The sequence below is a fragment of the Verrucosispora sp. WMMD1129 genome, from assembly GCF_029581255.1.
In the GTDB taxonomy this organism is placed as follows: Bacteria; Actinomycetota; Actinomycetes; order Mycobacteriales; family Micromonosporaceae; genus Micromonospora; species Micromonospora sediminimaris.
On the sequence record NZ_CP120741.1, the window covers coordinates 4,326,696 to 4,345,901 of the forward strand.

Sequence of the window (19,206 nt, forward strand, 5' to 3'; positions counted from 1 at the left end):
CAACGGGGCGGTCGGGGGGTGGGGGTGGGGGTGGGGGTGGGGGTTAGAGGGGGCCGCGGCCGGCGCGGAGCAGGAGTAGGGCGAGTTGGGTGCCGTCTGCGCCCAGGGCCGACCGGAACCGCTCCAGGATCTCCTGCTCGCGGGAGAGGACGAGCCGGGTACCGCCCGAGGCCATCCGGGTCGCACCGACCTCCCGGGAGAGCGCGGCCCGCTCCTGCCACAACTCGATCAGCGCTCGGTCGATCTCGTCGATCCGTACCCGGATCTCGGCGATCCGGCTCGCGGCGTCCGGCTCGGCGGTCCCCGTGGCGGGGGTGCCCCCCTCGGGCCCGGTGGCACCGGCGCCGTTCGAGATCGTGCCGGACCCGGTCGCGCCGCCGTTCTGCTCCATCACGTCTGTCATCTTCAGGTACCCCTCGCGGTGTGGTGCCCGTTGCCCGGATTCCGGGACGCGAAAAGCCCCGGGCTCCGAGAGCCCGGGGCTTTTCGTAGGTCTGATCGATCAGGCGCGACCTACGGCTGCCGGACTCCCGGAGCCGTAGTAAAAGTAGAAGCGCTTGTCGAACACGCTGCCGAGTATGCCGCCGGACCGGGTCGGCGCGCAAGGAAAGGCCGGGGAAGGCTCTCATCCGCTCACCTGTCGGGAAGAATCCCTCCCGCCGGTGCTGCCGGGTCACGCCACCGGGCGGTGCCGTCGGCGGGCGATGTCCGGCCGGCGGCATAGACTCGCCGTGCGATGCATCCTCTCTTCGACATCCCCGCGTCCCCGCCCGAGCCCGAGCCTGCCCGGGCGCTGCAGCCTCATCGGCCCGCGCCCGGCCGCCTCGACCCAACGCAGCTGGTGGAGGGACTCAACGGCCCGCAGCGGGACGCGGTCACCCATGCGGGCTCGCCGCTGCTGATCGTGGCCGGCGCCGGGTCCGGCAAGACCCGCGTGCTGACCCACCGGATCGCGTACCTGCTCGCGGCGCGGGACGTGCATCCCGGCGAGATCATCGCGATCACCTTCACCAACAAGGCCGCCGGCGAGATGAAGGACCGGGTCACCGCCCTGGTCGGCCCACGGGCCCGGCTGATGTGGGTCTCCACGTTCCACTCCGCCTGCGTACGGATCCTGCGTGCCGAGCACGAGCAGGCCGGCCTGAAGTCCACGTTCTCGATCTACGACGCGGACGACTCCCGCCGGCTGATGCAGCTCGTCGCCCGGGAGCTCGACCTGGACCCGAAGCGGTATCCGGCGCGGGGCCTGGCCGCCCAGGTCTCGAACCTCAAGAACGAGCTTGTCGACCCGGAGACGTTCGCCGCGCGGGCCAGCGGCCCCAACGAACGCGCCCTGGCCGAGGCGTACGCCCTCTATCAGCGGCGGCTCCGCGAGGCCCACGCGTTGGACTTCGATGACCTGATCATGACGACGGTGCATCTGCTCCAGTCGCATCCGCACGTCGCGGAGAGCTACCGCCGTCGTTTCCGGCATGTGCTGGTCGACGAGTACCAGGACACCAACCACGCGCAGTACGTCCTGATCAAGGAGTTGGTCTCCGGCACCGAGGGCCTCGACCCGGCGGAGCTGTGCGTGGTCGGCGACGCGGACCAGTCCATCTACGCCTTCCGGGGCGCGACGATCCGCAACATCCTGGAGTTCGAGCGCGACTTCACAAACGCCCGCACCATCCTGCTGGAGCAGAACTACCGCTCCACGCAGACCATCCTGAACGCCGCGAACGCGGTGATCGACCGCAACACGTCTCGCAAGCCGAAGCGATTGTGGAGCGACGCCGGCCAGGGTGAACCGATCGTCGCGTACGTCGCCGACACCGAGCACGCCGAGGCGGACTGGGTGGCCCGGGAAATCGACAGGTTGGTCGACGACGGGGAGACGCGTCCGGGCGACGTGGCGGTCTTCTACCGCACCAACGCCCAGTCCCGGGTCTTCGAGGAGGTGTTCATCCGTCTCGGTCTGCCGTACAAGGTCGTCGGCGGGGTGCGCTTCTACGAGCGCAAGGAGGTCCGGGACGCCCTGGCCTACCTGCGCTCGGTGGTCAACGACGACGACACGGTCAGCCTGCGGCGGATCCTGAACACCCCGCGCCGGGGCATCGGCGATCGCGCCGAGGCCTGTGTGGAGGCGCTGGCCAGCCGGGACCGGATCTCCTTCGGTGCCGCGTTGCGGCGCGCCGGTGACGCGCCGGGGATCTCGACCCGGGCGGCCAACGGCATCGCCGACTTCGTGGCGCTGCTCGACTCCGCCCGTGAGCTGGCCGTCGACGGCACCCCGGAGGAGGTGCTGGAGGCGGTGCTGACCCGTTCGGGTTACCTGACCGAGCTGGAGGAGAGCCTCGACCCGCAGGACGCGGGCCGGGTCGACAACCTCCAGGAACTGGTCAGCGTCGCGCGCGAGTACACCGAACGGATCGAGGCGACCGGCGCGGAGGGGGAGCGGGCCACCCTGGCCGGTTTCCTGGAGCAGGTCGCGCTGGTCGCCGACGCCGACCAGGTGCCCACCGACGACCCCGAGCATCAGGGTGTGGTCACCCTGATGACCCTGCACACCGCCAAGGGCCTGGAGTTTCCCGTGGTGTTCCTGACCGGCCTGGAGGACGGCGTCTTCCCGCACCTGCGCTCGCTGGGCGACACTCGGGAGTTGGAGGAGGAGCGTCGGCTGGCGTACGTCGGCATCACCCGCGCTCGGCAGCGGCTCTACCTCTCCCGGGCGGTGACCCGCTCGGCGTGGGGCCAGCCGTCCTACAACCCGCCGTCCCGGTTCGTCGAGGAGCTGCCGCCGGAGCTGGTCCGCTGGGAGCGGACCGAGGGCTCGTACACCTCGTGGGGCGGCGGTGGCGGCGGCGTGGGCGGTCGCGCGGAGCGGACCCCCGGCGGTCGCGGTGGGTTTGCCGGCGGCACGCCCCGGGCGGTACAACTGGCCCGCAAGCTCGGGGTGGACGGCAGCCGGCTGGCCACCGCGAGCGAGCTGCCACAGGGGCCGAAGGTCACCGCCGGGGACCGGGTGAACCACCAGCGGTACGGTCTCGGCCGGGTGGTCGCCGTGGAGGGGCACGGCCCGGGTGCCCGGGCGCAGATCGACTTCGGTGACCAGACGTTGTGGCTGGTGCTGCGACACGCCCCGATCGAGAAGATCTGACCCGGAAGGACGACCCAGCGGATGACGGTTCAGGTCATCGTGCTCAATGGCGGATCCAGCTCAGGCAAGTCGGGAATTGTCCGCTGCCTCAGACACCTGCTCCCGGGGCCCTGGATCAACCTCGGGATCGACGACCTGATCGAGCGGCTGCCACCGTCCATGGTCACCTTCGGGACGCAGGGCGAGGTCATCCTGGGGGAGGGCTTCGACGGCCTGCAGCACGCCTGGTGGGTCGGCGTTGCCGCGATGGCTAGGGCCGGTGCCCCGGTCATCGTCGACGACGTGTTTCTCGGCGGGGGTGCGTCGCAGGAGCGCGTTCGCCGGTACCTGGAGGGCCTCCGGGTGCTCTGGGTCGGAGTGCGCTGCGACCCAGACATCGCGACCGCCCGGGAGATCGCCAGAGGCGACCGGGTGCCCGGCATGGCCGCGTCGCAGGCCGCGGTCGTGCACCAGGGTGTCGCGTACGACGTCGAGGTGGACACCAGCCGCACCGAATCGCTGGACTGTGCCCGTGCGATCGTCGCGCAGATGAGCTGAACTCGTCTGCGCGACGCCCGAGCCGTGTCACCCGGCGGGTCAGCAGGCCACGTCGAGGCCGCGGGCGCGCAGGAACGGCGCCGGGTCGATCTGGTTCCACATCTGGCCCTGGTGCACCTCGAAGTGCAGATGCGGGCCGGTGGAATCGCCCGTGGAGCCCTCCAGGCCGATCGTCTGCCCGGTGCTGACCTTCGCACCCACGCTCACCCTGGCCGTGCTCAGGTGGGCGTAGTGGGTGAGGTAGCCGTTGCCGTGGTCGATGACCACCGAGATGCCGTACCCGTCGCCGACGTCGCCGGCCTTGGTCACGGTGCCGCCGAAGGCGGCCCGGACGGGGGTGCCGGCGGGCATGGCGAAGTCGATGCCGGCGTGCAGGGTGCCCCACCGGGGCCCGTAGCAGGAGGTGATGGCACTTCCGGCCATCGGCAGGACCCAGGACGACTTCGGCTTCGTACTCTTCTTCGGCTTCGCCTTGGCGGTGGCCGTTCGGCTGGCTTTCGGCTTCGGCTTCGGGCTGGGCTTCGCGGTGGGGCTGGCGCTCGGCGACTGGCTCGGTGACGGGCTGCCCGAGGCGGCGGGTTCGCGAGCCGACCGGTCGGCTCGCTCGGCGGCCTCGGCCCGGGCCTGGGCGTCCAGGGCGACCGGGCTGGTGGTCGGCCGCGCATCGCGGTCGGTCATGACGACACCGCCGACGCCCACCGCCGCCAGGGCGACCGCACCGACAGCCAGCAGCCGGGAGCGCCGGCTCAGGCGTCGCCGATGGCGGGCCGGGGCGTGGGGGATCTCGCGGGTCGGGGTGGGGCTGTCGTCCTGCACGGGTACGGACCTCATTGGTTTCGAGTGGTACGTGACCTCGAAATCCTGGTGTCGGTCCGGGCGGTGCCGGGTACCGGGGGTGTGGACGGCGCGGGCGGTGGTCGGTGCCGCTGTCCGCCTTCGTGCCGGGCTGTTCCCGACTGCCCGATGTTGATCCGCCCGGCCTTTGTGCCGCCAGTCACAATTGTGCGAGTGAGCTGGGACACTTGCGGGCGCGAGGTACCAAGCGAAACCGCCCGGATCGACAGATCCGGGCGGTCAGCAGGCGTTACGGCCGGTCAGGACGCGGCTACCTCGCTGTAGATTGCCTCGACTTGTAGCTTGATGTCCACTCCGCGCTCCTGAAGCCACGGCACCGGGTCGAGTGGCTCGCCCTTGACATGGATCTCCAGGTGCAGGTGGGAGCCGTAGGAGTGGCCCGTGTTGCCGACCAGGCCGAGCTGGTCACCCGCCTTGACCTGCTGCCCCTCGCGCACGCTGAGCGCGGAGGAGTGGCCGTAGATGGCCTCGCTGCCGTCGGCGTGCTGGACGATCACCGCGTTTCCGTAGCCGCCGAACCAGCCGGCCTTGGTGACGGTGCCCTCGTGGATGGCGACGTACGGGGTGCCCTCCGGCGCGACGAGGTCGACGCCGGTGTGCAGCTTGCCCCAGCGCATGCCGTAGGGAGAGTTGAAGTCGTAGCCCTGAAGGGGGAGCAGCCATACGCCGGTGTCCTCGGCGCTCTCCGGGCCGGTGCGACTGTCCCGGGAGGCTCGCTCGGCGGCGTCGGCCCGCTCGGCCGCGCCCTGGTTGCTGATCGACGCCTGCTTCAGCTCGTCGAGCACCGAAGGGCTGACGCTCTTGGCGTCCGGCATTGCGTTGGCACCCAGCGCCACCACACCGGCACCGACGAAGGCGGTGGTGACGACCGCGGCGTAGCGGCTGCGCGGGGGGGTGGGTACGCGGCGGCGGCCGCGATATCGATCGGGCTCAGACGACAGGCGCTGGCGCACGCATACCCTCCGTTGTCGGGGTTCCGATGCGGATCAGCCGTCGTCCGAATCTGGTGACCGTGCGTCGGCTGGTCGCGTCGTCACCCGTCCGTAGACCTGATGACAACCGTGGACACGGTAGCCAACCGTCAGTCCTGTCACAAGCCGGAGCGCCGAATTGGTTGCAACGTTCTGTCCGCTTCCGTACTGGATTGTCATGGCTCGGGGATGTAGTGGGGTGTCCTCGTTATCCTCCGTTCGTCGCACACCGTGACCGATCGGCGGAGTCGTCCCGCTTGACGCGTCCCGTATTGGTCGTGCCTGTGCGTGAGGTGTCGATGATGCCTGCGTGAGGTGGCCGGAGGCTGCGGCGAGTCCGAATGCCGAACGCCGTTTACCGCTCGCCCTGCCGGCCCCGGTTCCCCGGCCCCGGCCGGGCGGGTTACCGTTCGTTCAGGTGAAAGCCGCGGAGCCGGTGAAAGGGATGCCCAGATGAGCTCTCGTGTTCGGGTCGTCGTCGCCAAGCCGGGCCTGGACGGCCACGACCGTGGCGCCAAGGTGGTGGCGCGCGCTCTCCGTGACGCCGGCATGGAGGTCATCTACACCGGCCTGCACCAGACCCCGGAGCAGATCGTGGAGACCGCGATCCAGGAGGACGCCGACGCGGTCGGTCTCTCGGTGCTCTCCGGGGCGCACATGACGCTGTTCCGCAGGGTCCTTGAGCTGCTCGACGAGCGGGAGGCACGGGACATCGTCGTCTTCGGCGGAGGCATCATCCCGGAGGCCGACCTTCCGGAGTTGGAGCGGCTCGGCGTGGCCAAGATCTTCACCCCGGGCGCCACCACCGCATCCATCGTGGAATGGGTCCGGGACAACGTCGCCCAGCCGGTGGCCTGAGCACAGGGGAGGGGCCGGACGCACCCCTCACACGTCCGGCCCCTCTATGCACGATGCCCCGCCGCCACCCCTCGACCGACAGGGCATCGGCCGTTTCCGTCTTCGCGCTTTCCAGCGCTCCGACACCTGACTCAACGACGCCCTTCCTGCGGGGTTACGCAGGACCGCCGAGAACTGTCGCTGCCCTGACAAGATCGCTCGAACGGGTGACGTCGCCCGTACCGGGCCCTGCCGGCGGGCCGCGCATCGGCCCGGGCTGTGCATTACCGCACACCGCGCACCCGCTCGGTTGCCGGAGGTGTCGGCATCGCTAGGCTGCGCCCAATGAAACCTTTCCCACCTCCCTCTGCGAGCCGGACCGTCAGGTCGGCTGCGGCGCGTGGTCGCGGTGGCGAGGGTTCGACGGCCCACGTCAACTTCAACTGATGTCGGGCATCACACTGTTTTCTTTCCATACGCTGGTGGCGGCGCGACGGTGCGCCGCAGAGACGGGACGGGACGCGCAATCGTGGACCTGTACGAGTACCAGGGGCGGGACCTGTTCGAGCGGCACGGGCTTCCCGTGCTCGCCGGCGGCGTCGCCACGACCCCGGAGGAGGCCCGCGCGATCGCCGAACGCCTCGGCGGCCGGGTGGTCGTCAAGGCACAGGTGAAGGTCGGCGGCCGAGGCAAGGCGGGCGGCGTCAAGCTGGCCGAGGGCGCGGAGGAGACGGTGGCCCGCGCCACCGACATCCTCGGCATGGACATCAAGGGCCACACCGTCCACAAGGTCATGATCACCGTGACCGCGGACGTGGCCGAGGAGTACTACTTCTCGTACCTGCTCGATCGGGCGAACCGCACGTTCCTCTGCATCGCCAGCGTCGCCGGCGGCATGGACATCGAGCAGGTCGCCGCCGAGACCCCCGAGAAGGTCGTCAAGGCGCCGATCGACGCTGTCAAGGGCGTGGACGAGGCGAAGGCGCGGGAGATCGTCGAGGCGGCCGGCTTCCCGGCCGAGGTCGCCGACCAGGTCGTCGACGTCGCGGTCGGCCTGTGGCGGGCGTTCGTCGCCGAGGACGCCACCCTGGTCGAGGTGAACCCGCTGGCCAAGACCGCCGAGGGCAAGCTGCTGCTGCTGGACGCCAAGGTGACGCTTGACGAGAACGCCGGCTTCCGGCACCCCGACCATGAGGCGCTTGTCGACCAGGCAGCGGTGGACCCCCTGGAGCAGGCGGCCAAGGAGAAGGACCTCAACTACGTCAAGCTCGACGGCGAGGTCGGCATCATCGGCAACGGCGCGGGCCTGGTCATGTCGACCCTCGACGTGGTCGCCTACGCCGGGGAGCGGCACGGCAACGTCAAGCCGGCCAACTTCCTCGACATCGGCGGCGGCGCGAGCGCCGCGGTCATGGCCAACGGTCTGGAGATCGTCCTCTCCGACCCGTCGGTCAAGAGCGTCTTCGTCAACGTCTTCGGCGGCATCACCGCCTGCGACGCGGTCGCCAACGGCATCGTGCAGGCGTTGGGCCTGCTGGAGCAGCGGGGCGAGCAGGTCACCAAGCCGCTCGTCGTCCGCCTCGACGGCAACAACGCCGAGGCCGGTCGAGCGATCCTCGACGGCGCGAACAACCCGCTGATCGAGCGGGTCGACACCATGGACGGCGCGGCCGAGCGGGCCGCCGAGCTGGCGGCTGCGGGGGTCTGACACATGGCTATCTGGCTGACCAAGGACTCGAAGGTCATCGTCCAGGGGATGACCGGTTCCGAGGGTTCCAAGCACACCCGCCGGATGCTCGCCGCCGGTACGAATGTGGTGGGCGGCGTCAACCCGCGCAAGGCGGGCACCACCGTCGACTTCGACGGCACCGAACTGCCGGTCTTCGCCAGCGTCGCCGACGCGATGAAGGACACCGGCGCCGATGTCACAGTCATCTTCGTACCGCCGCAGTTCACCAAGGCGGCGGTCATCGAGGCGATCGACGCCGAGATCCCGCTGGCCGTGGTGATCACCGAGGGGGTGCCGGTGCACGACACCGCCGCCTTCTGGGCGTACAACGTGGCCAAGGGCGAGCGGACCCGGATCATCGGCCCGAACTGCCCCGGCATCGCCTCGCCGGGCGCCTCGAACGCCGGCATCATCCCGGCCGACATCACCGGCTCCGGCCGGATCGGTCTGGTCAGCAAGAGCGGCACCCTGACCTACCAGATGATGTACGAGCTGCGGGACATCGGCTTCTCCACCTGCGTCGGCATCGGCGGCGACCCGATCATCGGGACGACGCACATCGACGCGTTGGCCGCCTTCGAGGCCGACCCGGACACCGACGCCATCGTCATGATCGGTGAGATCGGCGGGGACGCCGAGGAGCGGGCGGCCGAGTTCATCAAGGCCAACGTCAGCAAGCCGGTGGTCGGCTACATCGCCGGTTTCACCGCCCCACCCGGCAAGACCATGGGGCACGCCGGTGCGATCATCTCCGGCTCGGCGGGCACCGCCGACGCCAAGAAGGAAGCGCTGGAGGCGGTCGGCGTGAAGGTCGGCAAGACGCCGACCGAGACCGCCAAGCTGATGCGCGAGATCATGTCCGCGGGCTGAGCGGAACACGCATCGAGGGGCCGACCGGAAGGTCGGCCCCTCAGCGGTTCCAGTACGGGTAGTTGCCGGTCGCCTGCAGGATCAGGCTGACGACGATGTTCAGCACGCCCAGCGCGATGGCCACGTAGCCCAGCACCGGCGACTGGCGGTACCGGCGCGCGTCGCGGATCGACAACCAGCCGAAGACGATGCCGAGGATGCCGCAGCAGAGCACCCCGGTCACAATGCCGAGCACGCCCCAGAGAGTCGTGCGGTCCCGGCCGGCCGGTGGTGGCGGGGGCGGTGGATACGGAGCGTTCACGACTCCCCTTCCGGTCACATGCTGCCGCGACGTCGGTCACGGCCCCTGTGCCGAGGCTAGAGGAGCCGGTGCCCGCCCACGCCGGATCAGGCGAACTGGTGCGTTCGGCGACCGGGCGTCGGACGCACCGAGCGGGTGTCGGGCAGCCAGGGCCGGCACGGCATGCCAGAGTAGAGCCGATGTCCTTCGTCACCCCTGACCAGCCTCGCCGGGCCACCGACGCCCGCGGCGTCGGCGCCCGGCCACCCGGCCGCGCCGGCCCTCCGCGCCGGGTGCCCGCTGCGCGGGCGGCACCCTCGGGGCGCAGCCACGCGCCGCTCGCGGTCGCCGCACTGGTCGCCGCCAGCGGGGCGGCCGTCACCACCTGGCTTCCCGTGGCGCTGGCGCTCTGGCTGTTCCAGCTCAGCGAGGGGGCCGGCAGTCTGCTCGACGCCGCCCGTGCCGGGGCGGCGGGCTGGCTCCTCGGTCACGGAGTTCCCCTGGCCACGGCCAGCGGCCCGCTGGGCCTGGCGCCGCTCGCGGTGACCGCGCTGGCGGTGTGGCGGCTCACCCGGGCCGGGGTGCACGCCAGTCGCGCGATCGGTGCCCGCGGCGGCCGTTCGCCGAGCCGTACGCTCGCCGCCGCGACAGCGGTAGGTGTCGCGTACGGGCTGTTGGGAACGCTTGCCGCCATCGTGGTCGGCGCGGGTGGTCCCGGTGTGTCGCCGGTACGCGCCGGGCTGACGCTGGTGACCGTCGGCACCCTCGCCGCCGGTGTCGGTGCCGCCCGCACGACCGGGGTGGCGGAGGTCTTCGCCGCGCAGGCACCGATGCCGTTGCGCGAGGGCGTGCGTGCCGGTCTGGTCGCCGCGCTTGTGCTGCTCGGCGCGGGAGCCGCCGTGGCGGGGCTGGCGGTGGCCACCGGCGGTGGTGACGCGGCCGACCTGATCGGCGCCTATCAGACCGGTGTCGCCGGTCAGGCCGGCATCACGCTGGTCAGCCTCGCGTACGCGCCAAACGTCAGCGTGTGGTCGGCCAGCTACCTGCTCGGCCCCGGCTTCGCGGTCGGCACGGACACGGCGGTACGCACCAGCGAGGTGTCGGTCGGCGCGCTACCGGCTCTGCCGTTGTTCGCCGGTCTGCCCAGCGGGCCGGTCGACGGGCTCGGCGCGGTCACCGTACTCGCCCTGCCCGTCCTCGTTGGAATGGCCACCGGCGGGCTGCTCGCGCGCCGTCTGCTGCGCCTGGCCATCGCCGAGCGCGCATCCCTGTCGTGGCGGCGGCTGCTCGTACCGGCGGCGCTCGCCGGACCGGTGGCCGGCCTGCTGCTCGGCGCGGCGGCCAAGGCGTCCGGCGGGCCGCTGGGCGGCGGCCGGCTGGCGGAGGTCGGGCCGGTCGGTTGGCAGGTGGCGCTCGCGGCGCTGTTGGTCACCGGTGCCGGCGCGCTGCTCGGTGCCGCCGCCATCCGCTGGCTCGCCCGACTCGCCACCTGAACCTCCCGCCGCGCCCCAGCCCGTGGGTGCCTCCCACGCCGGGAGACTGCAGAATCCCCGATGTTGTGGCCTGCCTGGGTGCGCAAGGCGGCAACATCCCCGATGTTGTCCGTGCATCCCGCGCCGGAGGCGGTAGGGCTGCGGTGGGTGGGGGCTCAGGGAAGGGGTGGGGCGGCTCTGATGAGGCAGGGGCGTCCCGGCTGTTCCGGGACGCCCCTGGCGGTGGGCAGCTACGTCAGGGATACATCGATCCGTCGACGTTCAGTGCCACCACGACGATCTGTAGCAGACCCAGCAACAGCCCCACCGCGCCGCAGATCAGGCCGGCGAGTGCCTGGCCGGAGTTGCCGGCCAGCCCCTGGTCGGCCTTCTGCTTGCCCAGCCAGCCGGTGACGAGTGCTGCCAGTCCCAGCGGGATACCGAGGTAGCAGCAGCTCAGCGGAATCGACGCGATACCGAGGATCATCGCGATCAGGCCGAGGGTGTTCTGCTGACCCTGCGCGCCGGTGAAGCCAGCGTGCGGGTACATCGGCGTGCCGCCGTAGGGCTGCGCAGCGTACGGGTCGGCGTAGGGCTGCCCGTAGCCCGGCTGTCCGTACGCCGGCTGCCCGTAGCCCGGCTGGCCGTACGCCGGGGGCTGGCCGGCCGCCGGTGGAGGACCGGCCGGCGGAGCGTACGGGTCGTAGGGCGCGGGCGAGGCCGGCGGCGGGGCCTCCGGCTGACCCGGGACCGGGGGATGCTGACCGTACGGATCGGCCGGTGGCTGCTGACCGTACGGATCGGTCGGCTGGGCGTACGGGTTGGCCGGCGGTGGCGCGTACGGGTTGGCCGGGGGCGGCGCGTACGGGTTGGCCGGCTGGGGTGTGGTCGGGTCCCCGTACGGCGGCTGCTGGCCGTACGGGTCCTGACCGGGGTGACCGGGCTGCATCCGGTGCTCAGTAACCGCTGGCGTTGCTGTCGCTCATCGAGCCCAGCAGGCCGCCGCCGAGGCAGCACACCAGGACGATCGCGAGCCAGGCGATACCGACGATCAGGGCCCACTTGGACCACTTCTTCGACTCGGCCGCCGCAGCCTGGGCACCGGCGTAGTCACCCTGCTGGAGCAGCGGGTTGACCTTCGAGGCGTTGATGATCGCCGGGATGGCCAGCGGCCAGAAGAGGAAGATCGCGACGATCGACATTGTCATGTTGTTGTCGACCGACTGCGGTGGCTGTGACTGGTACTCGGGCTGCATGACGACGTGCTCCTCACGGTTGTTTCGCTGACGGGTGTGGGACCGGACATGCGCCGGTCCCAAGCGACCGGCAGCGTACCCGCTTTCGGCCAGTTCGGTGGTCACGCGCGCCGCGCTGCCCAGCGGATGGGCACCGGTCGGCGGCCGGATAGGGTGTGCCGGTGACCCAGTCCGCCCGTATCGTCGTTCTTGTCTCCGGCTCCGGAAGCAACCTTCAGGCTCTGCTGGACGCGACCGCCGACCCGGCGTACGGGGCACAGGTGGTCGCGGTCGGTGCGGACCGCGACGGCATCGCGGGCCTGGACCGGGCCGTCGCCGCGGGGGTGCCCACCTTCGTGGAGCGGGTCAAGGACCATCCGGACCGCGAGCAGTGGGACGTCGCGCTCACCGCGCGGGTCGCCGAGCACCGACCCGACCTGGTCATCTCGGCCGGGTTCCTGAAGCTGGTCGGTCCCCGCTTCCTCGACGCTTTCGGCGACCGCTACCTGAACACGCACAACACCCTGTTGCCGGCGTTTCCCGGCATCCACGGCCCGCGTGACGCCCTCGCCTACGGAGTCAAGGTGACCGGGGCGACCCTCTTCTTCGTCGACGCCGGGATGGACACCGGCCCGATCGTCGCGCAGGTGGCGGTGCCGGTACGCGATGACGACGACGTCGACACGCTCACCGAGCGCATCAAGGAAGCGGAGCGGAGCCAGCTCGTCGAGCAGGTGGGCCGGCTGGTCCGTGAAGGTTGGACGATCACTGGAAGAAAGGTCATGGTCGGCGTGAACCCCATCCAGGACGGGCGTCGCCCCATCCGGCGAGCACTTGTCAGCGTCTACGACAAGACCGGCCTGGCCGGCCTGGCCCAGGCACTGCACGCCGTCGGTGTGGAGATCGTTTCCACCGGCAGCACCGCGTCGACGATCGCCGCGGCGGGGGTGCCGGTGACGCCGGTGGAGCAGGTGACCGGCTTCCCGGAGATCCTCGACGGGCGGGTCAAGACCCTGCATCCGGCCATCCACGGTGGGCTCCTCGCCGACCTGCGCAAGGACGCGCACACCGCCCAGCTCGACGAACACGGCATCGCCGGGATCGACCTGCTGGTGTCCAACCTGTACCCGTTCCAGGACACCGTCGCCTCCGGGGCCGGTCAGGACGAGTGCGTCGAGCAGATCGACATCGGCGGCCCGGCGATGGTGCGGGCGGCCGCCAAGAACCACGCCTGCGTGGCCGTGGTCACCGACCCGGGTGCGTACCCGATGCTGCTGGCCGCACTCGGCGGTGGTGGCTTCACCCTGGCGCAGCGTCGGGCGCTGGCCGCCCGCGCCTTCGCCGACATCGCCGAGTACGACGTGGCGGTCGCCGAGTGGTTCGCCACCTCGGTCGCCCCGGCGGCGGAGGGCATGCCGGAGTTCGCCGGTCTGGCGCTGCGCCGGCAGTCGGTGCTGCGCTACGGCGAGAACCCGCACCAGACCGCCGCGCTCTACGCCGACCCGGCCGGCCCGGTGGGGCTGGCTCAGGCCGAGCAGTTGCACGGCAAGGAGATGTCCTACAACAACTACGTCGACGCGGATGCCGCCTGGCGGGCCGCGAACGACTTCGCCGACCAGCCCGCGGTGGCCATCATCAAGCACGCCAACCCGTGCGGCATCGCGGTCGGCACCGATGTGGCGGAGGCGCACCGCAAGGCGCACGCCTGTGACCCGGTCTCCGCCTTCGGTGGGGTCATCGCCGTCAACCGGCCGGTCTCGGTCGAGCTCGCCGGGCAGATCGCCGAGATCTTCACCGAGGTCGTGGTGGCACCCGACTACGAACCCGGTGCGGTGGAGACACTCCAGGCCAAGAAGAACATCCGGCTGCTGCGCCCGCCCGCCTTCCAGCCGCGTCCGACCGAGTGGCGGCAGGTCAGCGGCGGCGTGCTGGTGCAGCTGCGTGACGCGGTCGACGCCAAGGGCGACGACCCGGCCAGCTGGCGGCTGGCCACCGGCGAGCCGGCCGACGAGGCGACCCTGGCCGACCTGGCCTTCGCCTGGCGGGCGGTACGCGCGGTGAAGAGCAACGCGATCCTGCTGGCCCAGGACGGCGCCACGGTGGGCGTCGGGATGGGGCAGGTCAACCGGGTCGACTCGGCCCGTCTCGCGGTCAGCCGGGCCGGCGCCGACCGGGCGCGCGGTGCGGTGGCCGCCTCGGACGCGTTCTTCCCGTTCGCCGACGGCCCGCAGATCCTCATCGACGCGGGCATCCGGGCGATCGTCCAGCCCGGCGGCTCCATCCGCGACGAAGAGGTGATCGACGCCTGCAAGCGGGCCGACGTCACCATGTACCTCACCGGCACCCGCCACTTCTTCCACTAGCTTGATCTTTAACCTTTGGCGGCTGGTCGGTGACCCCGGCTGATCATGGTGACAGCCCCTGGTCGATCATCTTCTTGTCGAGGGAAGAGGATCAATACCAGGGGCTGTCTTGGTGGTCAGTGTGCATGATGCTGGTTCTGCTGGTGCGTTCGGGGAGCTGGCGGCGTTTCGGCGGGAGTTCCATGCCTGTCTGACCGCTCGGGCGGATGCGATGTTCGAGTTGGCCGACGCGGTGTTGTGCGGCGACGGGCCGGTGCATTCGCTGGTGGAGCTGTCGCTGGTGGGCGAGCATCGTCGTGGCCATGGGTCGCTGTACGCGGCGCTGGCCCGAGGTCGGGTGGATGTCGAGCGGCTGCGCAGGAGCTTGGCGGCGCTTCCGCTGCCTCGCGCGGCCGACGGCCGGCTTGTCCTGGCGGTCGACATCACCTGCTGGCTGCGGCCCGACGCGCATACCTCCGCGGAGCGGATCCTGTGCCACACCTACGGCCGCGGCAAGGACCAGCACGTGATGATTCCTGGCTGGCCGTACTCGTTCGTCACGGCGTTGGAGCCCGGTCGCAGTTCCTGGACCGCGCCGCTGGATGCTCAGCGGCTCGCGCCGGGCGATGATGCCGCCACCGTCACCGCCGGGCAACTCCGCCACCTCGTGCAGCGACTCATCGCCGCTGGGCAGTGGCGCACCGGTGATCCCCACATCCTGGTCGTCGCCGACGCCGGCTACGACACGCCCCGATTGGCATACCTGCTGCGCGACCTGCCGGTGCAGGTGCTGGGCCGGATGCGCTCCGATCGAGTGCTGCGCCACGCGGCCCCGCCCCGACGGCCGGGCACGAACGGTCGACCACCCCGCCACGGCAGCGAGTTCATCTTCGGTGACCCCGCGAGCTGGGGCGCGCCCGAGGTGACCACGGTGACCGACACTCGCCTCTACGGCGCTGCCACCGCCCGCAGCTGGGACCGGCTACATCCCCGGCTGACGCACCGCAACGCCTGGATCGACCAGACCGGCGACCTGCCACTCATCGAAGGCACCGTGATCCGGCTGGAGGTGAATCACCTGCCTAGCGGCGCGATCCCGAAGCCGGTGTGGCTGTGGTGGTCCGAGACCGATGCCACACCCGCCGACGTTGACCGGCTCTGGCAGGCGTTCCTGCGCCGCTTCGACATCGAGCACACCTTCCGGCTGCTCAAACAGACCCTTGGCTGGACCTGCCCGAAGATCCGCACCCCACAAGCCGCCGACCGGTGGACCTGGCTCATTCTGGCCGTCTACGCGCAGCTGCGCCTGGCACGCGGCCTCACCAGTGACCTGCGCCGCCCCTGGGAGAAACCGACACCGCCCGAACGCCTCTCACCCGCCCGCGTCCGACGAGGGTTCCGGCACCTCCGCGCGAAGACCGCCTGCCTGGCCAGCGCACCGAAACCCTCCCGACCAGGTCCAGGGCGACCACCAGGCCGACCGAACAAGCAACCCGCTCAACGACACGACGTGCACATCAGCGCGAACGCAAGGAAGAAACCGAAGACCTCGAGCAGTCCCCGCCCACGCCGCACAGGTTAAAGATCAAGCTAGGCCCGGTCCTGTTTCTCAGCGGATGAGATGCGAATGCGAGATGTTGGACAGTTTCCGTTAGGCACTAACGGAAACTGTCCAAGATTTGGACCGAACCTGTAGCTGGAGACTGCATCGCCGGTGGTCATCCGGTCTGGTGGCGTCCGGCCCGGCCCGGTTCGGCTGGCACGGTTGCGATACGTCGCTCCGGTGCTTCCATTGGCTGCCTGGTCCAGCCGATGAAACGGCGGTGCAGCGCTCCGGCCGGTGCCCAGGGCATGTCCTCGGCGGCCCGGACGAGATAGCCACCGAGGTAGAGGGCCAGCGACACCGGCGCGTCGGCGTACTCCGCACGTAGCTCCCGCCGCCGCGTGGGGCAGGGCCACGGCAGGTCGCAGCCGCCGCAGCTCCAGATCGGCAGGACCGGCCCGTGGGTGGTCACCGCACACCACCCAGGAACCGGGCGACACTCGCGCGGGCCTGCCTGCTGGTCGCCCACTCCACCTGCCAGCAGGGGTACGGGGACAGCCGCGACCACCACGCCCGGCAGCCGACACACATGCCATCGAGCCCTCGTACGTGCACCACGAGGATCATCTGCTCCGGGCCGCCGATCACTGCTCGTTCTCCTGCGGCCAGTGACCCCGGTAGATCGGTTTCCGGTGCCGGGCACGACACGGAAGGTCGGCTCCGCATCGGCAGACGCGCCGCCACAGTTGCCACGACCACACAGGTCGATGCCGTCGGGCGAACGTCAACGCGGTGGCCGACAGGTACTCGTCGTACGAGACGCGTCGCACGCTCGAAGCCACCCGTCCGAATGAGTCGGACACGGATCGGCTCACCGGAGCTTCCCCGGCCGAGGTCTGCTGGCTGGCTTGCCGGGCGTGACCCACGGCCGCTCAGAGCTGCCGTCGGGCGGTAGGCGTGCTGCGTGGTCGAGCAGCCGTCGTTGCGCTGCTGCCTGCTCGACGTCCTGGTACCGCTGTCCGGTCCCCGGCGGTGGTGGCGCTGCAGGACGCCGCAGCAGCCATCGCATCAGTCCGGGCAAGTGCGATCGGAGCGTCACAGTTCCGCCTCCTCGATCAGCGTCGGGAGGGCGGATCCGATGAGAGCTTCTGGGCCTTGGAAGCAGCCTGCCCATGCCAGGTTCAGCGCGTTGGCGACATCGACGTTCATGTGCGAGACGATTCCGCTGGACTAGCTGTGGCGGCCATGTCGGCTGGTCATGTCACGGTGACATGCGCTGCCTCGACCTGTCCGGACGGCAGCCCTAGGCTCCGGATTGAGCACCATGAGTAGTCGCCCGACGACGCTGGAGTCGCTGTGCCGTTCAATCATCTCCGGATTCCTGATGACCTCTGGTCGGGCGAGGACATACGTGCGGCACTGGCTGCCCGCGATGTTGGGACGTTGTTTCGGCTGCTCTCCCGGTACACCGGGGCGAGCCAGACCCGCATCGGTGCCGCCGTCGGCTTGGAGCAGGGTTACGTCAGTCGAATCATCGCCGGCCGGAAGGTCACGTCGATCGACGTGTTGGAGCGGATCGCCGACGGCTGCGGTATGCCCGACGAGTCACGGATGACGCTCGGTCTCGCGCCGCGCCAGCGGTCATGTCGCCCTGACATGGCTCAGCGTTGGGACGGCCGGCAGAGTGACGTGCCGGTCAACCGATCCTGGCGCGAGGATGTGCGCGCTGCCGCGCAGTTGTGGGAAGGCGACGTGAACCGTCGAGAAGTGCTCCGTCAGACAGTGTTCAGCTCTGCCGCGTACACCCTGCCCGCGCTGCGCTGGTTCACCGCCACCAACCCGCAACCCGTCGCACAGGAGGGTCTACGAACGGTCGGTCAGCCCGATATCGACACCATCCGCGAGATGACCGCCACGTACCGGCGACTCGACAACCAGCACGGCGGCGGCCACGCCCGCAACAACGTCACCCGCTACCTCCACCAGGAGGTCACGCCCCTGCTGACCGAGGGCCGATACGACCCACCGACCGGCCGCAAGCTGCTCACCGCCGTCGCTGAGTTGACGCAGCTCGCCGGCTGGCAGGCGTACGACATGGCCGAACACGGCCTCGCCCAGCGATACCTCACCCATGCCCTCGACCTGGCCCGCACCGCCGACGATCCCGGCCTGGGCGCCGAGATCCTCGCCGCGATGAGTCACCAAGCCACCTACCTCGGCCACACCGCCACCGGCGTCGACGTCGCCCGCGCCGCCCGGCAGACCGCACACCGCGCCGGAATCACCGTGCTGACCGCCGAGGCGCTGGTCATGGAAGCCCATGCCCACGCCGTCGCCCGCGACGCGCCCGCCTGCGCCACCGCCTTGCACCAGGCGGAACAAGCCCTCGACCGAGCCGACCGCAGCGGCGACCCGCAGTGGCTCGGGTACTTCGACGAGGCATACCTGTCAGCCAAGTTCGGCCACTGCTTCACCGCCCTCGGCCAACACCGCCAGGCCGAACGCTTCGCCGCGCGATCCCTGCGCATGGACGAGCGCTACGTACGCGGCAAAGCCTTCAACCTCGCACTCCTGGCCACCATCCAGGTCCGCCACGGCGAGCCCGACCGCGCCAGCGTCATCGGCGGCCAAGCCCTCACCCTGACCACGCAACTGAAGTCCGCCCGCGCCGTCCGCTACGTACGTGACCTGCAAACGGACCTTATGGCGCACCGCCGGCGACCGACAGTCCGCAACCTCATCAACCGCATCGACGCGGCGCTCGGGCAGCGCCGCTGACTACAAATCGCCGTGAGCCTTACGCGCGACCAGGTCCAAAACCGCAATGACCGTACCGGCACCCACGATCTCGCCCTGGGAGACGAGATGCCGGGCCTCCTCCAGCGGGATCCAGGCGACCTGCTCGGCCTCGTTGATGTCCACCGGAGCACCGATGTGCTCCGCATCGCGGGCAAAAAACAGCAGGTTCTCCGCGTCTGCGGTCGCTACCCATGGCTGGAACGACAGCAGCGGCTCCACCGCACCCGGACGCCAACCGGTCTCCTCCTCAACCTCCCGGACCGCGCACGTTGCCGGATCTTCCCCTTCATCGACGTAACCACCGGGCAGCTCCCACACCCAACGGTCGAACACGAACCGGTGCCGCCGCATCAGCAACAGCCGCTCCCGACCGTCGAGCACCGCGACCATCGCCGACCGAGGCGCCCGAATCACGTACTGCTCGAAGCGGACCCCATCCGGCAACTCCACATCAGCGATGCTCAACCGCGCCCGCCGGCCACCATCCACCACCCGCTCACCGTGGATCGTCCACCGCGTCGATCCGGTGCCCTGTTCTTCCACCATCCGGCCAGTATCCGACCAGCGCTCCATCTGCCGCCCCACCAGATCGGCCCG

At 70.5% G+C, this 19,206-nt stretch carries 18 protein-coding genes and 1 pseudogene; 10 read left to right on the plus strand and 9 right to left on the minus strand.

Annotated elements, in window-relative coordinates:
* Positions 1 to 43 precede the first annotated feature (43 nt).
* Complete coding sequence (locus O7624_RS20190) at positions 44 to 391, minus strand: chorismate mutase (protein ID WP_210939976.1); 348 nt, start codon at positions 389 to 391, stop codon at positions 44 to 46.
* 345 nt (positions 392 to 736) lie between these two features.
* Between O7624_RS20190 and pcrA the strand changes: the two genes are divergently transcribed.
* Positions 737 to 3,139 carry a DNA helicase PcrA gene (gene pcrA / locus O7624_RS20195; protein ID WP_282236884.1) on the plus strand — a complete coding sequence of 801 codons (2,403 nt, stop codon included), beginning with the start codon at positions 737 to 739 and terminating at the stop codon, positions 3,137 to 3,139.
* A gap of 21 nt (positions 3,140 to 3,160) precedes the next feature.
* On the plus strand, positions 3,161 to 3,676 hold the full coding sequence (locus tag O7624_RS20200; protein ID WP_282236885.1) for a chloramphenicol phosphotransferase: 516 nt from the start codon (positions 3,161 to 3,163) through the stop codon (positions 3,674 to 3,676).
* Positions 3,677 to 3,715: 39 nt separating this feature from the next.
* On the opposite strand, the gene O7624_RS20205 is transcribed toward O7624_RS20200, so the two are convergent.
* Both O7624_RS20205 and O7624_RS20210 read right to left on the minus strand, forming a co-directional pair.
* Positions 3,716 to 4,507, minus strand: coding sequence for a M23 family metallopeptidase (locus O7624_RS20205; RefSeq protein WP_282236886.1), 792 nt, complete (start codon positions 4,505 to 4,507; stop codon positions 3,716 to 3,718).
* Positions 4,508 to 4,770: 263 nt separating this feature from the next.
* Positions 4,771 to 5,484: a M23 family metallopeptidase gene (locus tag O7624_RS20210; RefSeq protein WP_093404982.1), complete on the minus strand. Its 714-nt coding sequence runs from the start codon at positions 5,482 to 5,484 to the stop codon at positions 4,771 to 4,773.
* Positions 5,485 to 5,955: 471 nt separating this feature from the next.
* Between O7624_RS20210 and O7624_RS20215 the strand changes: the two genes are divergently transcribed.
* The 3 genes from O7624_RS20215 to sucD all read left to right on the plus strand — a co-directional run bounded on the left by O7624_RS20215 (position 5,956) and on the right by sucD (position 8,938).
* On the plus strand, positions 5,956 to 6,360 hold the full coding sequence (locus tag O7624_RS20215; protein ID WP_093404985.1) for a cobalamin B12-binding domain-containing protein: 405 nt from the start codon (positions 5,956 to 5,958) through the stop codon (positions 6,358 to 6,360).
* 508 nt (positions 6,361 to 6,868) lie between these two features.
* On the plus strand, positions 6,869 to 8,047 hold the full coding sequence (gene sucC / locus O7624_RS20220; RefSeq protein WP_093404988.1) for an ADP-forming succinate--CoA ligase subunit beta: 1,179 nt from the start codon (positions 6,869 to 6,871) through the stop codon (positions 8,045 to 8,047).
* A 3-nt stretch (positions 8,048 to 8,050) separates the two neighbouring features.
* Entirely contained in the window at positions 8,051 to 8,938 is an 888-nt protein-coding gene (sucD, locus tag O7624_RS20225) for a succinate--CoA ligase subunit alpha (protein WP_093404991.1), read from the plus strand.
* A 40-nt stretch (positions 8,939 to 8,978) separates the two neighbouring features.
* Here sucD and O7624_RS20230 read toward each other — a convergent pair whose 3' ends face one another.
* Positions 8,979 to 9,239, minus strand: a complete 261-nt coding sequence (locus O7624_RS20230; RefSeq protein WP_093404994.1) for a hypothetical protein — start codon at positions 9,237 to 9,239, stop codon at positions 8,979 to 8,981.
* Positions 9,240 to 9,418: 179 nt separating this feature from the next.
* Between O7624_RS20230 and O7624_RS20235 the strand changes: the two genes are divergently transcribed.
* Entirely contained in the window at positions 9,419 to 10,711 is a 1,293-nt protein-coding gene (locus tag O7624_RS20235; protein WP_282236887.1) for a DUF6350 family protein, read from the plus strand.
* A 235-nt stretch (positions 10,712 to 10,946) separates the two neighbouring features.
* Here O7624_RS20235 and O7624_RS20240 read toward each other — a convergent pair whose 3' ends face one another.
* Together O7624_RS20240 and O7624_RS20245 are read right to left on the minus strand one after the other, a co-directional pair.
* Positions 10,947 to 11,639 carry a DUF4190 domain-containing protein gene (locus tag O7624_RS20240; RefSeq protein WP_282236888.1) on the minus strand — a complete coding sequence of 231 codons (693 nt, stop codon included), beginning with the start codon at positions 11,637 to 11,639 and terminating at the stop codon, positions 10,947 to 10,949.
* A 7-nt stretch (positions 11,640 to 11,646) separates the two neighbouring features.
* Positions 11,647 to 11,946, minus strand: coding sequence for a CD225/dispanin family protein (locus O7624_RS20245; RefSeq protein WP_093405475.1), 300 nt, complete (start codon positions 11,944 to 11,946; stop codon positions 11,647 to 11,649).
* A gap of 155 nt (positions 11,947 to 12,101) precedes the next feature.
* Between O7624_RS20245 and purN the strand changes: the two are divergent.
* The 3 genes and pseudogenes from purN to O7624_RS20260 all read left to right on the plus strand — a co-directional run.
* Positions 12,102 to 12,707, plus strand: a pseudogene (gene purN / locus O7624_RS20250) (phosphoribosylglycinamide formyltransferase); the annotation flags it as partial.
* Between the two features lie 9 nt (positions 12,708 to 12,716).
* Positions 12,717 to 14,288, plus strand: a complete 1,572-nt coding sequence (gene purH, locus O7624_RS20255) for a bifunctional phosphoribosylaminoimidazolecarboxamide formyltransferase/IMP cyclohydrolase (protein ID WP_282240687.1) — start codon at positions 12,717 to 12,719, stop codon at positions 14,286 to 14,288.
* Positions 14,289 to 14,400: 112 nt separating this feature from the next.
* A complete protein-coding gene (locus tag O7624_RS20260; RefSeq protein WP_282236745.1) occupies positions 14,401 to 15,849 on the plus strand; it encodes an NF041680 family putative transposase in 1,449 nt (482 codons plus the stop codon).
* A 136-nt stretch (positions 15,850 to 15,985) separates the two neighbouring features.
* On the opposite strand, the gene O7624_RS20265 is transcribed toward O7624_RS20260, so the two are convergent.
* The gene (locus O7624_RS20265; RefSeq protein WP_282236889.1) at positions 15,986 to 16,282 is read right to left on the minus strand and encodes a hypothetical protein; all 297 of its coding nucleotides are present in this window, start codon (positions 16,280 to 16,282) and stop codon (positions 15,986 to 15,988) included.
* Positions 16,279 to 16,662, minus strand: a complete 384-nt coding sequence (locus O7624_RS20270; RefSeq protein WP_282240688.1) for a hypothetical protein — start codon at positions 16,660 to 16,662, stop codon at positions 16,279 to 16,281. Before O7624_RS20270 ends, O7624_RS20265 begins: the two co-directional genes overlap by 4 nt.
* A gap of 504 nt (positions 16,663 to 17,166) precedes the next feature.
* Between O7624_RS20270 and O7624_RS20275 the strand changes: the two genes are divergently transcribed.
* Entirely contained in the window at positions 17,167 to 18,588 is a 1,422-nt protein-coding gene (locus O7624_RS20275) for a helix-turn-helix transcriptional regulator (RefSeq protein ID WP_282236890.1), read from the plus strand.
* Here O7624_RS20275 and O7624_RS20280 read toward each other — a convergent pair whose 3' ends face one another.
* The gene (locus tag O7624_RS20280; RefSeq protein ID WP_282236891.1) at positions 18,589 to 19,155 is read right to left on the minus strand and encodes an NUDIX hydrolase; all 567 of its coding nucleotides are present in this window, start codon (positions 19,153 to 19,155) and stop codon (positions 18,589 to 18,591) included.
* Positions 19,156 to 19,206 lie beyond the last annotated feature (51 nt).

Coding starts and splice junctions, on each gene's coding strand:
- O7624_RS20190 (WP_210939976.1), bottom strand. CDS start 391: ATGGAGCAGAACGGCGGCGCGACCGGGTCCGGCACGATCTCGAACGGC.
- pcrA (WP_282236884.1), top strand. CDS start 737: ATGCATCCTCTCTTCGACATCCCCGCGTCCCCGCCCGAGCCCGAGCCT.
- O7624_RS20200 (WP_282236885.1), top strand. CDS start 3,161: ATGACGGTTCAGGTCATCGTGCTCAATGGCGGATCCAGCTCAGGCAAG.
- O7624_RS20205 (WP_282236886.1), bottom strand. CDS start 4,507: ATGAGGTCCGTACCCGTGCAGGACGACAGCCCCACCCCGACCCGCGAG.
- O7624_RS20215 (WP_093404985.1), top strand. CDS start 5,956: ATGAGCTCTCGTGTTCGGGTCGTCGTCGCCAAGCCGGGCCTGGACGGC.
- sucD (WP_093404991.1), top strand. CDS start 8,051: ATGGCTATCTGGCTGACCAAGGACTCGAAGGTCATCGTCCAGGGGATG.
- O7624_RS20235 (WP_282236887.1), top strand. CDS start 9,419: ATGTCCTTCGTCACCCCTGACCAGCCTCGCCGGGCCACCGACGCCCGC.
- O7624_RS20240 (WP_282236888.1), bottom strand. CDS start 11,639: ATGCAGCCCGGTCACCCCGGTCAGGACCCGTACGGCCAGCAGCCGCCG.
- O7624_RS20245 (WP_093405475.1), bottom strand. CDS start 11,946: ATGCAGCCCGAGTACCAGTCACAGCCACCGCAGTCGGTCGACAACAAC.
- O7624_RS20280 (WP_282236891.1), bottom strand. CDS start 19,155: ATGGTGGAAGAACAGGGCACCGGATCGACGCGGTGGACGATCCACGGT.